Below are 13,629 nucleotides of genomic sequence, written 5' to 3'. Positions count from 1 at the left end.
CCTGGTGCGCATGGAGATACCGGTACTAGCATGCCGCGCATTCTCTACGGCGCTAGCGAGACGAGGCCTCATGGCTCACGTGCAGTACGACTTCGTCATCGTAGGTGGTGGATCGGCCGGCAGCGCACTGGCCAACCGCCTCTCCGCCGACCCGGGCAACCGCGTGCTGGTCCTGGAGGCGGGCAGGCCCGACTACCCCTGGGACGTCTTCATCCACATGCCCGCGGCACTGACCTACCCGATCGGCAGCCGCTTCTACGACTGGAAGTACGAGTCCGAACCGGAGCCCCACATGGGCGGGCGGCGCGTCTACCACGCGCGAGGCAAGGTGCTGGGCGGTTCCAGCAGCATCAACGGCATGATCTTCCAGCGGGGCAACCCCATGGACTACGAGCGCTGGGCCGCCGACCCCGGCATGGAGACCTGGGACTACGCGCACTGCCTGCCCTACTTCCGGCGGATGGAGAACTGCCTGGCCGCCGACCCGGACGACGAGTTCCGCGGCCACGACGGTCCCCTCGTCCTCGAACGCGGACCCGGGACCAGCCCGCTCTTCGAGGCCTTCCTCAAGGCCACCGAGGAGGCGGGACACGCTCCCACCGAGGACGTGAACGGCTACCGGCAGGAAGGCTTCGCCAGGTTCGACCGCAACGTGCACCGCGGGCGCCGGCTGTCGGCCGCGAAGGCGTACCTCAAGCCCGTGCGGAAGCGGCCCAACCTCACCGTCACCACCCGTGCCCTGGTCACCCGCGTCCTCTTCGAGGGCAAACGGGCCGTCGGCGTCGAGTACCGGCGCGGTCGCGGCAGACCCCAGCAGGTCCGTGCCCGCGAGATCATCCTCTGCGGAGGTGCGATCAACTCCCCGCAACTGCTCCAGCTCTCCGGCGTCGGCAACGCCGAGGAGCTGAGCGCGCTCGGCATCGACGTCGTCCACGATCTGCCGGGTGTCGGCGAGAACCTCCAGGACCACCTGGAGGTATACATCCAGTACGCCTGCAAGCGGCCCGTCTCCATGCAGCCCTACCTCGCGAAGTGGCGCGCCCCCTTCATCGGCCTGCAGTGGCTCCTGCGCACCGGCCCCGCCGCCACCAACCACTTCGAGGCGGGCGGCTTCGTCCGCGGCAACGAGGACGTGGACTACCCCAACCTGATGTTCCACTTCCTGCCCGTCGCGGTCCGCTACGACGGCTCCGTCCCCGCCGGAGGCCACGGCTACCAGGTGCACGTCGGGCCCATGTACTCCGACGCCATCGGCTCGGTGAAGATCAAGAGCAGGGACCCGGCCGAACACCCCGCGCTGCGCTTCAACTACCTGTCCACCGAACAGGACCGCCGCGAGTGGGTCGAGGCCGTCAGGGTCGCCCGCGAACTGCTCAACCAGCCCGCCATGGCCCCGTACAACGCCGGGGAGATCTCGCCCGGACCGTCCGTCGAGACCGACGAGGAGATCCTCGCCTGGGTCGCCAAGGACGGCGAGACCGCGCTGCACCCGTCGTGCACCTGCAAGATGGGCACCGACGAGATGGCGGTCGTGGACCCGGCCGACCTGCGGGTGCACGGGATGGAGGGGCTCCGGGTCGTCGACGCCTCCGTCATGCCCTACATCACCAACGGCAACATCTACGCGCCGGTGATGATGATCGCCGAGAAGGCGGCCGACCTCATCCTCGGCAAGGAGCCGCTGCCGCCGTCCAAGGCCGAGTACTACCGGTACCGCGACGCACCCGCGTAACGTGCAGTTTTCAGACAGCTGATCGGCCCGAAACCGAGGCGTTCCGGGCCTGTCGGCGACACGCTCTCCGGACTGCCTCCGTGGCGAAAACGTCATCGGTCAACCCCTTGACGTGGGTTCCCGCCTTATCCAGAGTGTTCCACCACAAGCAATACGGTGCGCGATGCGCAACGCGATTCGCTCGAAGGGCTCCCGACGTGGCAGACCTGTTCGTGGATGGAAAGTGGCGGGAACCGGTGGCAGGAGGCCACCGGGACATCCGGTGTCCTGCCGACGGCACGCTCTCCGTGACCGTCTCCGAAGGCACCCGCCCCGACGCCGCGGCGGCCGTCGACGCCGCCCGCCGCGCCTTCGACGAAGGCCCCTGGCCGCGCACCCCCGAGCGCGAGCGCGGGTCGCTCCTGCTGCGCACCGCCGACATCGTCGAACGCGACGCCGACGCGTTCGCCCGCGCCGAATCACTGGACACCGGCAAACGGCTGGTGGAGAGCGAGTACGACATCGCCGACGTCGTCTCCTGCCTCCGCCACTACGGAGGCCTCGGCGGCACCGACGCCGGCCGGGTGATCGACACCGGCCGCGACGACGCCGTCAGCCGCGTCGTGTACGAGCCGATCGGCGTGTGCGCCCTGATCACCCCCTGGAACTATCCGCTGCTCCAGGCGAGCTGGAAGGTCGCACCCGCTCTCCTCGCCGGCAACACGATCGTCCTCAAGCCCAGCGAGCTCACCCCCTCCACCTCGATCCTGCTGATGCGGGCCCTGGAGGAGGCCGGCCTCCCGGACGGAGCCGCCAACCTCGTCCTCGGGACCGGACCCGAGGTGGGCGCACCGCTCGCCGAGCACCCCGCCGTCGACATGGTGTCCTTCACCGGCGGCCTGGACACCGGCAGACGCATCATGGCCACCGCCGCCGCGACCGTGAAGAAGGTCGCGCTGGAACTCGGCGGCAAGAACCCCAACGTCGTCTTCGCCGACGCCGACTTCGAGACGGCCGTGGACTTCGCGCTCACGGCCGTCTTCCTGCATTCCGGGCAGGTCTGCTCGGCCGGCGCCCGGCTGATCGTCGAGGACACGCTGCACGACCGGTTCGTCGACGAGGTGGTCCGCCGCGCCCGGCGGATCCGGCTCGGCGGCCCCTTCGACCCGCAGGCCGACACCGGCCCGCTGATCTCCGCACAGCACCTGGCGAAGGTCGAGGCCTACGTCGCGGCCGGACTCGCCGAGGGCGCCGTCCTGCGCTGCGGAGGCGAACGCCCCGACGACCCGGGCCTGGTCAGCGGCCACTTCTACCCGCCGACCGTGCTCGACGGGTGCGGTCAGCACATGCGCGTGGTGCACGAGGAGTCCTTCGGACCTGTACTCACCGTGGAGCGCTTCACCGACGAGGACGACGCGATCCGCATCGCCAACGACACCGAGTACGGACTCGCCGGGGCCGTGTGGACCCAGGACGCAGGCAAGGCCCAGCGGGTGGCTCGCCGGCTGCGCCACGGCACGGTCTGGATCAACGACTACCACCCCTATGTACCGCAGGCGGAATGGGGCGGGTTCGGGCACTCCGGCGTGGGCCGCGAACTGGGCCCGACCGGCCTGGACGAGTACCGGGAGCCCAAACACATCTGGCAGAACATCCAACCCCGGCCGCAGCACTGGTTCCGCGGCTGATCGCCGAAAAGAGGTCGAACATGACCCCAGCAACGACCGAGGCGCCACGGCGGCGCGACACCCCCCGGGATCCGGCCCCCACGCCGGTCATCTCCGTGCGCGAGCTGTGGAAGGTGTTCGGGCCGAAGGCGGACCAGGTACCGGGCTCCGAGGAACTGCGCGGACTCACCCGGCGCGAACTGATGGACCGCACCGGATGCACCGCCGCCGTGCGCGACGTGGATTTCGAGGTCGCGCCCGGCGAGGTGTTCGTCGTCATGGGCCTGTCCGGCTCCGGCAAGTCCACCCTGGTCCGCTGTCTGACCCGGCTGATCGAACCCACCGCCGGCGAGATCCTCTTCGAGGGCGAGAACATCCGCGACGCGGACGCCGGCCGCCTGCGCGAACTGCGGCGCAGCAAGTTCTCCATGGTCTTCCAGCACTTCGGGCTGCTGCCGCACCGCCGGGTCGTCGACAACGTGGCGTTCGGCCTGGAGATCCGCGGCATGAGCAGAGCCGAGCGCACCAGGCGCGCGCTGGAGGTCGTCGAACTCGTCGGCCTCTCGGGGTACGAGAACTCCTACCCCGACCAGCTCTCCGGCGGTATGCAGCAGCGTGTCGGCCTCGCCCGCGCCCTGGCCGGCGACCCGGACGTGCTCCTCTTCGACGAGCCGTTCTCGGCGCTCGACCCGCTGATCCGCCGTGACATGCAGAACGAGGTCGTCCGGCTGCACCACGAGGTCGGCAAGACGATGGTGTTCATCACCCACGACCTGTCCGAGGCGCTGCGGCTGGGCGACCGCATCCTCATCATGCGCGACGGCCGGACGGTCCAGTGCGGCACCGGCGACGAACTCGTCGGCGCCCCCGCGGACGACTACGTACGCGACTTCGTCCGGGACGTGCCCCGCGGGGACGTGCTGACCCTGCGGTGGATCATGCGCCCGGCGGAACCCGGCGACCCCCTGGACGGCCCCGAGCTGGGACCGGACGTCGTGGTGAAGGAGGCCACCCGGGCGGTGCTCGCCGCCGAGAAGCCGGTCAAGGTCGTCGAGAACGGCAAGCTGCTCGGCATCGTCGGCGACGAGGAGATCCTCGCGGTGGTCGCCGGGCAGGAAGGCGACGCGTGATGACCGTCGCCGTCGAGAAACCGCGGAAGACCGGGACCGAGGAGCGCCCACCCGCTCCCGCCCGGCGTGTGCGGACGGTCAACCGCTCCCTGGTGGTGGCCGCGATCCTGATCGTCTGGCTGGTGCTCTTCGCCGTGCTGCGCGGCAGACAGACCCTGTCCCTCGCGGCGGCCGACCTGACCGATCTGCACCGGTGGTTCAACGACGTCAACGACTCGATCGGCGCCGACCGCAACTCCAACCCGCTCTTCCTCTACTTCTTCAACGAGATCCGCCTGGTCATCGACACCCTGGTGACCTTCGTCCAGGAGCTGATCTCACAGCCGGGCGCGGGCCGCCCGGTTCCGCAGATCGGCTGGCTGGGTGTCGTCGGCATCGCCGGTTACCTCTCCTGGGCCGTCGGCAACTGGCGGGTCGCGCTGCTGGCGGTGGCCGGCTTCACCTTCCTGGGCCTTCAGGGCCTGTGGCAGGAGAGCATGGACACCCTGGCACTCACCGTCTCGGCCGTTTTCGTGGCGCTGCTGTTCGCCATCCCCCTGGGCGTGTGGGCCGGACTGTCGGACCGGTTCCACCGGATCGTCACGCCGTTCCTGGACTTCATGCAGACGATGCCGACCTTCGTCTATCTGGCGCCGCTGACCCTCTTCTTCCTGATCGGTCCGGCCTCCGCCACGATCGCCACCGCGATCTACGCGGCCCCACCGGCGATCCGCATCACCGCCCACGCCATCCGCTCCGTACCGGAGACCACCGTGGAGGCGGCGGACTCGCTGGGCGCGACGCGGCGGCAGGCGCTGCTGAAGGTCCTGCTGCCGATGTCCAGACGGACCGTGGTGATGGGCGTCAACCAGACCATCATGGCCGCCCTGGCCATGGTGACCATCGCGGCCCTGATCGACGCGCCCGGCCTCGGCAAGACCGTCGTCCAGGCGCTGCAGTCGCTCGACGTCGGCACGGCCTTCAACGCCGGTCTGGCCATCGTCGTCATGGCCATCGTCCTGGACCGGGTCACCACCGCGGCGAGCGCACGCGCGGACACCGCCCGCGGCTCGGACAGCCCGCTCGTCAAGTGGCGGCGGCAGCTGCTCGCGGCCGGGGGAGTGGCCGCGCTGGTGCTGGTGTACCTGTCGCACACCTATGTGTGGGCGGCCGAGTTCCCCGGCGACGGCGGCATCGGCAGCAGCATCGCCAAGGCCGCGGCCGACGTGACCACCTGGGCGCAGGACAACCTCTCGGGCCTGACCAACGCCTTCCGCGACGCCCTGACCAACGGCCTGCTCAACCCGTTCCAGGCCCTGCTGACCGACTCTCCGTGGTGGCTCGTCGGCGCCGCCCTCGTCGCCGTCGGCGCGGTGCTCGGCGGATGGCGCGCCGGGGCCACCACCGCCGTCTGTGTGGGCCTGCTGGTCGCCACCGGCGTGTGGTCGGACGCCATGACGACGCTGGCCTCCACCGCGGTGGCGACCGTGCTGGTGATGCTGCTCGGCGTCGTCCTCGGGGTGTGGATGGGACGCAGCGCGCTCGTGGACCGGCTGCTGCGGCCCTCCCTGGACGCGGCGCAGGTCATGCCGCCGTTCGTCTATCTCGTGCCGTTCCTCGCGCTGTTCGGCGCGACACGGTTCACGGCCATCGTCGCCGCCGTCGTCTACGCGGCGCCCGTCGCCATCAAGATCATCGCCGACGGCGTGCGGGCCGTGCCCGCGACCACCGTCGAGGCGGCCACGTCCACCGGGTGCAACACCTGGCAGATCATCACCAAGGTGCAGCTGCCGATGTCGCGCGGCGCACTGACCCTCGCGACCAACCAGGGCCTCATCTACGTGCTGTCGATGGTCGTCGTGGGCGGCCTGGTGGGAGCGGGCGCCCTCGGCTACGACGTCGTGGCCGGGTTCTCGCAGGGCCAGCTGTACGGCAAGGGACTCGCGGCCGGGCTCGCCATCGTCCTGCTCGGAGTCATGTTCGACCGGATCACTCAGGCAGCGGCTCGCCGCACCAGCGCATAAGGAGCACCACACCATGGCACGACACTGGAGAGCCGGCGCGGCCGGCCTGGCCGTCCTCGGCCTCACCCTCACGGCCTGCGGAGGCGCGAAGGTCGGCGAGGACAGCGCGGGCGGCTCGGGCGGCAAGGGCAAGTGCGGCACCTTCAACCTCGCGATCAACCCGTGGGTGGGCTACGAGGCGAACGCGGCGGTCCTCGCGTACGTCGCCGAACACGATCTCGGCTGCAAGGTCGAGCAGAAGGACCTCAAGGAGGAGATCGCCTGGCAGGGCTTCGGCACGGGCGAGGTCGACGCCGTCGTCGAGAACTGGGGCCACGACGATCTGAAGAAGAAGTACATCACCCAGCAGAAGACGGCCGTCGAGGCGGGCCCGACCGGCAACAAGGGCCTCATCGGCTGGTACGTGCCGCCGTGGCTGGCGAAGGCGCACCCGGACATCCTCGACTGGAAGAACCTGAACAAGTACGCGTCGAAGTTCAAGACCTCGGAGTCGGGCGGCAAGGGCCAGCTCCTCGACGGCGACCCGTCGTACGTCACCAACGACGAGGCCCTGGTGAAGAACCTGAAGCTGGACTTCAAGGTGGTGTACGCGGGCAGCGAGACCGCCCTCATCCAGGCGTACCGCAACGCCGAGAAGAACAAGCAGTGGGTGATCGGCTACTTCTACGAGCCGCAGTGGTTCATGTCCGAGGTGCCGCTGAAGAAGGTCGGCCTGCCCGCGTACAAGGCGGGCTGCGACGCCGACGCCGAGAAGGTCGCCTGCGACTATCCCGTGTACAAGCTCGACAAGATCGTCAGTGCCAAGTTCGCCAAGTCGGGCAGCCCGGCCTACGACCTGGTGAAGAACTTCACCTGGACCAACGACGACCAGAACACCGTGGCCAAGTACATCGCGGTGGACAAGATGGCGCCCGAGGCCGCGGCGAAGAAGTGGGTCGAGGCCAACCGCGACAAGGTCGACGCCTGGATCAAGTAGGGCGCCCGACCGCCCTGTGAACCCCCGCCGGGAAGGCCCGGCAGGCTGTGCCCTCAGCCTGCCGGGCCTTGCCGTTTCGCGGTGATTCCGCCCTGTCGCCGCGGGGCGCTTTTCCGCCGTCTCGGACCCCTTGACACGTCTCTTCACGGCGGGCACATTGAGTTGCGCAACCTGAACCTTGTTGCGCACAAAGCAACTGGACGCTTTCAACGTCGGAGGTGCGGCGATGGCGGGACCCCGGGTGGTCATCATCGGAGCGGGCGTCGTGGGGGCCGCGCTCGCCGACGAGATCTCCGCGCGAGGCTGGACCGAAGTGACCGTGGTCGACCAGGGCCCGCTGCCCGCCACCGGGGGATCGTCGTCGCACGCCCCGGGCCTGGTCTTCCAGACCAACCCCTCCAAGACCATGACCGAGATGGCCCGTTACACCGTCGAGAAGTTCTGCTCGCTCGACGTCGACGGGCAGCCCTGCTTCCTCCAGGTCGGCGGCCTGGAGGTGGCGACCAGCCCGGAGCGCGTCGCCGAACTCCAGCGGCGCCACGGCTGGCTCTCCTCCTGGGGCATCGAATCCCGGCTGCTGGGCACCGAGGAGTGCGTCGAACAGCACCCGCTCGTCAACCCGGACAGGGTCCTCGCCGGTCTCCTCGTCCCGACGGACGGCCTCGCGAAGGCGGTCCTCGCCGTCGAGGCGCAGATCCGCCGGGCCACCGAGCGCGGCGTACGTTTCCTCGCCCGCCACGAAGTCCTCGACGTCCCAAGGGCCGAGGGCGAGGTGACCGGCGTCCTCACCGACCAGGGCGAGATCCCCGCCGACATCGTCGTCTGCTGCGCCGGCATCTGGGGGCCGAAGATCGCCCGCATGGTCGGCATGAACCTCCCGCTCACGCCGCTCGGCCACCAGCTCGCCTGGACGGGCCCGGTACCGGCCCTGGCCGGCCAGACGCGGGAGGCGGTCCGCCCGATCCTGCGCCACCAGGACGCCGACCTCTACTACCGCGACCGCTTCGACACCCTGGGCATCGGCTACTACGGCCACCGCCCGATGCCGGTCTCCGCCGACGACATCCTCTCCGTGGACGAGGCCGAGGAGATGCCCTCCGTCCTGAAGTTCACCGAGGAGGACTTCGAGGAGGCCTGGAGCGAGACGCGGTCACTGCTCCCCGCGACGAGGGACGCCAAGGTCGAGGAGGGCATCAACGGCCTGTTCTCCTTCACCACCGACGGCCTGCCCCTGCTCGGTGAGTCCCCGGACGTCAAGGGCTTCTGGGTGGCCGAGGCCGTCTGGGTCACCCACTCCGCGGGCGTCGGGCGGGCCATGGCCGAGTGGCTGGTCGACGGCTACTGCTCCTCGTTCGACCTGCACGAGTGCGACGTCAACCGTTTTGAACCGCACCAGCTCTCCCCGGAGTACGTACTGGCCCGCGACTGCCAGAACTTCGTCGAGGTCTACGACATCCTGCACCCGCTCCAGCCGTCGGGAGACCCGCGCCCGATCCGCACCAGCCCGTTCCACACCCGCCAGCAGGAACTGGGCGCCTTCTTCCTGGAGGCGAACGGCTGGGAGCGGCCCCAGTGGTACGAAGCCAACGCGGGCCTGGTCGAAGGCCGTTCGGTCGTCACCCCGAACGACTGGGCCGCGCGCTACTGGTCGCCCGTCGTCGCCGCCGAGGCCCAGACCACCCGCGAGACCGTCGCGATGTACGACATGACGGCCCTCAAGCGGCTGGAGGTCAGCGGCCGCGGCGCCGGCGAGTTCCTGGAACGGCTGTGCACCGGCAAGGTCGCCAAGTCCGTCGGCTCGGTGACGTACACCCTGCTCCTCGACCACGACGGCGGCATCCGCAGCGACATCACCGTCGCGCGGCTGGCCCCCGACCTCTTCCAGGTCGGTGCCAACGGCAACCTGGACCTCGACTGGTTCACCCGCCACCTCCCCGCCGACGGCACCGTCCAGGTCCGCGACATCACCCCCGGCACCTGCTGCATCGGCCTGTGGGGACCGCGCGCCCGCGACGTCCTCCAGCCCCTCACCGACGCCGACTTCTCGGCCACCGGCCTGAAGTACTTCCGCGCCAAGCGTGCCCACATCGGCTCCGTGCCGGTGACGGCGATGCGGCTGTCGTACGTCGGTGAGCTCGGATGGGAGCTGTACACCACCGCGGACCTGGGCCAGAAGCTGTGGGACACGCTGTGGCGTGCGGCGGAGCCGCTGGGCGGCATCGCGGCCGGGAGGGGCGCGTTCAACAGCCTCCGACTGGAGAAGGGGTACCGGTCCTTCGGTACGGACATGACGTACGAACACGATCCGTACGAGGCCGGGGTCGGCTTCGCCGTGAAGCTCGACAAGGACGACTTCGTCGGGAAGGCGGCGTTGGAGCGGCGCAAGGGGGAGGTGCGGCGCAGGCTGACGTGCCTCACGATCGACGACCCGCGGGCCGTCGTCATGGGCAAGGAGCCGGTGTTCGACGGGGACTGTGCGGTCGGCTATGTCACCAGTGCGGCCTATGGCTACACGATCGGCAAGGGCATCGCCTATGCGTGGCTTCCGGTGGAGCTTGCGGAGCCGGGGACCGTCGTGCACATCGGGTACTTCGATCAGTCCGTCGAGGCCGTGGTGGCCGAAGAGCCGCTGTTCGATCCGGCGATGGCCCGTCTTCGTGGGTGAGTTCTCGTCTGCGGGTGCGTCGTGGCTTGTCGCGCAGTTCCCCGCGCCCCTCGGGGGCGTTCAGGCTCAGCCTCCTTGGAAGGAGCTCCCCAGGTGACCGCACAACTCCTCGACGGCAAGTCCACTGCTGCCACCATCCGTCGTGAACTCGCCGAGCGCGTAGCGAAGCTGACCGCCCTCACCGGTCGGGCGCCTGGCCTTGGCACCGTCCTGGTCGGTGACGATCCGGGCAGTCGTGCCTACGTCGGTGGCAAGCACCGTGACTGTGCCCAGGTGGGGATCGCCTCCATCCGCCGGGAGCTGCCCGCCGACGCCTCGCAGCGGCAGGTCGAGGAGACCGTCGACGAGCTCAATGCCGATCCTGCCTGCACCGGCTACATCGTCCAGCTGCCACTGCCGGGCCATCTCGACGCGGGTGCCGTGCTGGAGCGCATGGACCCGGCCAAGGACGCCGACGGACTGCATCCCGTCAACCTCGGCCGGCTCGTCCTCGGCGCCGAGGCTCCGTTGCCGTGCACCCCGCGCGGCATCGTCGAACTGCTCCGGCGCCACGACATACCGCTCGCCGGAGCGCGGGTGTGTGTGATCGGCCGGGGCATCACGGTCGGACGGCCCATCGGACTCCTGCTCACCCGCCGGTCCGAGAACGCCACCGTCACCCTCTGCCACACCGGAACCAAGGGCCTGGCCTGGCATGTGCGCGAGGCGGACATCGTCGTCGCGGCCGCCGGCTCACCCGGGCTGATCACCAAGGACATGCTGCGTCCCGGCGCGGCCGTCCTGGACGTCGGCATCACCCGCACCGGCCAGGGGCTGGTCGGTGACATCCATCCGGACGCCGCCCAGGTCGCCGGATGGCTCGCGCCGATGCCCGGGGGAGTGGGCCCCATGACCCGGGCCATGCTGCTCGCCAATGTCGTCGAGGCCGCCGAGAGGAACGCGAACGCCGTATGAACGCGCTGAACACCCCGCTGGCGGAGCTGGACCCCGAGGTCCACGCCGCGCTCCGCGCCGAGCTGCACCGCCAGCAGTCCACCCTGGAGATGATCGCCTCCGAGAACTTCGCGCCCTCCGCCGTGATGGAGGCCCAGGGCTCGGTCGCGACCAACAAGTACGCCGAGGGCTACCCGGGCCGCCGCTACTACGGCGGCTGCGAACACGTCGACGTCACCGAGCGGCTGGCCATCGAGCGGGTCAAGTCCCTCTTCGGCGCGGGCTTCGCCAACGTGCAGCCGCACTCGGGCGCCCAGGCGAACACCGCCGTCTTCTTCGCCCTGCTCCAGCCCGGCGACACCGTCCTCGGCCTCGACCTCGCGCACGGCGGGCACCTCACCCACGGCATGCGCATCAACTACAGCGGCAAGACGCTCAACATCGTGCCCTACCACGTGTCCGAGGCGGACAACCTGGTCGACATGGACGAGGTCGAGCGGCTCGCCAAGGAACACCGCCCCAAGATGATCATCGCGGGCTGGTCGGCGTACCCCAGGCAGCTGGACTTCGCGGCCTTCCGCCGGATCGCCGACGAGGTGGGCGCCCTGCTGATGGTGGACATGGCGCACTTCGCCGGGCTGGTGGCGGCCGGCCTGCACCCGAGCCCTGTACCGCACGCCCACGTCACTACCACCACGACGCACAAGACCCTCGGCGGCCCGCGCGGCGGCGTCATCCTCACCAATGAGGCCGACCTCGCCAAGAAGATCAACTCGGCGGTGTTCCCCGGTATGCAGGGCGGCCCCCTGGAGCACGTCATCGCCGCGAAGGCGGTGTCCTTCAAGGTCGCCGCGTCACCGGAGTTCGCCGAACGCCAGGCCCGCACCCTCGCGGGCGCCCGCATCCTCGCGGACCGCCTCACCCGGCCGGATGCGGCGGCGGCCGGGGTGAAGGTGCTCACCGGGGGCACGGACGTCCACCTCGTCCTCGTCGACCTGCGCGACTCGGAACTGGACGGCCGCCAGGCCGAGGACCTCCTCCACGAGATCGGCATCACCGTCAACCGCAACGCCGTGCCCTTCGACCCGCGCCCGCCCATGGTCACCTCGGGCCTGCGCATCGGCACCCCTGCCCTGGCCACCCGGGGCTTCACCGAGCAGGACTTCGCCGAGGTGGCGGACGTGATCGCCCTCGCCCTCCAGCCGCGGCCGGACGTTGCCGCCCTGCGCGCCCGCACCGAGGCACTGGCCGCCAAGCACCCTCTCTACCCCCACCTGTCCGACAACGGAGACGCCCGATGAGCCCCCGCACCCCCGGCGCCGAGCTCCCGGAACACCCCGACCGGCTGTGGCGCAATCCCGAGCCGAAGCGCTCGTACGACGTCGTCATCGTGGGTGGCGGCGGACACGGCCTGGCCACCGCCCACTACCTGGCGAAGAACCACGGCATCACCGACGTCGCCGTGCTGGAGAAGGGCTGGCTGGCGGGCGGCAACATGGCCCGCAACACCACCATCATCCGCTCCAACTACCTCTGGGACGAGAGCGCCGGCATCTACGAGCACGCGCTCAAACTGTGGGAGGGCCTGGCGGACGAGCTCGACTACCCGATCCTCTTCTCCCAGCGCGGCGTACTGAACCTCGCCCACAGCCTCCAGGACGTCCGCGACAGCGTGCGCCGAGTCGAGGCCAACCGCCTCAACGGCGTCGACGCCGAGTGGCTCGACGCGGACGGTGTCAACGACGTCTGCCCGATCGTCAACACCTCCCCGGACGTGCGCTATCCCGTCCTGGGCGCCACCTACCAGCCGCGCGCCGGCATCGCCAAACACGACCACGTGGCGTGGGGCCTGGCCCGCTCCGCCGACGCCGCCGGCATCGACATCATCCAGAACTGCGAGGTCACCGGCCTCGACGTGGTCGGAGGCCGGGTGGTCGGAGTACAGACCACCCGGGGCCCGATCGCGGCGGGCAAGGTGGCCCTGTGCTCGGCGGGCCACACCTCGGTGCTGGCGGCGATGGCAGGCATCGAACTCCCGCTCCAGAGCCACCCGTTGCAGGCGCTGGTGTCGGAGCTGCTGGAGCCGGTCCACCCGACGGTCGTCATGTCCAACGCCGTCCACGTGTACGTCAGCCAGGCCCACAAGGGCGAGCTGGTGATGGGCGCGGGCATCGACTCGTACAACTCCTACACCCAGCGCGGCGCCTTCCACATCATCGAAGAGCAGATGGCGGCGGCCCTGGAACTCTTCCCGGTCTTCGCCCGCGCCCACGTGCTGCGCACCTGGGGCGGCATCGTCGACGTCAGCCCCGACGCCTCACCGATCATCGGGCTCAGCCCGGTCGGCAACCTGTACCTCAACTGCGGCTGGGGAACCGGCGGTTTCAAGGCCACCCCGGGCGTGGGCTGGGTCTACGCCCACACCATCGCCCATGACACACCGCATCCGCTGAACGCCCCCTTCTCGCTCGACCGTTTCACCACCGGCGCGCTCGTCGACGAGCACGGCGCGGCCGCGGTGGCCCACTAGGACCACTAGGGAGC

General features: G+C 70.0%; 9 protein-coding genes. All 9 read left to right on the top strand.

Annotation, left to right across the window (positions count from 1 at the left end; translation table 11 throughout):
- Positions 1-70: 70 nt before the first annotated feature.
- The 9 genes from betA to ABEA82_RS26205 all read left to right on the top strand — a co-directional run bounded on the left by betA (position 71) and on the right by ABEA82_RS26205 (position 13,615).
- Positions 71-1,732: a choline dehydrogenase gene (gene betA / locus ABEA82_RS26245; RefSeq protein WP_345664129.1), complete on the top strand. Its 1,662-nt coding sequence runs from the start codon at positions 71-73 to the stop codon at positions 1,730-1,732.
- Positions 1,733-1,929: 197 nt separating this feature from the next.
- The gene (locus ABEA82_RS26240; RefSeq protein WP_345664128.1) at positions 1,930-3,399 is read left to right on the top strand and encodes an aldehyde dehydrogenase family protein; all 1,470 of its coding nucleotides are present in this window, start codon (positions 1,930-1,932) and stop codon (positions 3,397-3,399) included.
- A 20-nt stretch (positions 3,400-3,419) separates the two neighbouring features.
- Positions 3,420-4,508, top strand: a complete 1,089-nt coding sequence (locus ABEA82_RS26235) for a quaternary amine ABC transporter ATP-binding protein (RefSeq protein ID WP_345664127.1) — start codon at positions 3,420-3,422, stop codon at positions 4,506-4,508.
- Entirely contained in the window at positions 4,508-6,511 is a 2,004-nt protein-coding gene (locus tag ABEA82_RS26230; protein ID WP_345664125.1) for an ABC transporter permease, read from the top strand. Before ABEA82_RS26235 ends, ABEA82_RS26230 begins: the two co-directional genes overlap by 1 nt.
- 13 nt (positions 6,512-6,524) lie before the next feature.
- Positions 6,525-7,487: an ABC transporter substrate-binding protein gene (locus ABEA82_RS26225; protein ID WP_345664123.1), complete on the top strand. Its 963-nt coding sequence runs from the start codon at positions 6,525-6,527 to the stop codon at positions 7,485-7,487.
- Between the two features lie 226 nt (positions 7,488-7,713).
- Positions 7,714-10,152, top strand: coding sequence for a GcvT family protein (locus tag ABEA82_RS26220; RefSeq protein WP_345664122.1), 2,439 nt, complete (start codon positions 7,714-7,716; stop codon positions 10,150-10,152).
- Between the two features lie 93 nt (positions 10,153-10,245).
- Positions 10,246-11,106 carry a bifunctional methylenetetrahydrofolate dehydrogenase/methenyltetrahydrofolate cyclohydrolase gene (locus ABEA82_RS26215; RefSeq protein ID WP_345664121.1) on the top strand — a complete coding sequence of 287 codons (861 nt, stop codon included), beginning with the start codon at positions 10,246-10,248 and terminating at the stop codon, positions 11,104-11,106.
- Positions 11,103-12,386, top strand: a complete 1,284-nt coding sequence (gene glyA / locus ABEA82_RS26210) for a serine hydroxymethyltransferase (RefSeq protein WP_345664120.1) — start codon at positions 11,103-11,105, stop codon at positions 12,384-12,386. Before ABEA82_RS26215 ends, glyA begins: the two co-directional genes overlap by 4 nt.
- Positions 12,383-13,615 carry a sarcosine oxidase subunit beta family protein gene (locus tag ABEA82_RS26205; RefSeq protein WP_345664119.1) on the top strand — a complete coding sequence of 411 codons (1,233 nt, stop codon included), beginning with the start codon at positions 12,383-12,385 and terminating at the stop codon, positions 13,613-13,615. Before glyA ends, ABEA82_RS26205 begins: the two co-directional genes overlap by 4 nt.
- Positions 13,616-13,629: the final 14 nt, after the last annotated feature.

It is taken from the genome of Streptomyces venetus (genome assembly GCF_039540295.1).
Classification (GTDB): domain Bacteria; phylum Actinomycetota; class Actinomycetes; order Streptomycetales; family Streptomycetaceae; genus Streptomyces; species Streptomyces venetus.
This window is presented reverse-complemented; position numbering and strand designations above follow the sequence as displayed.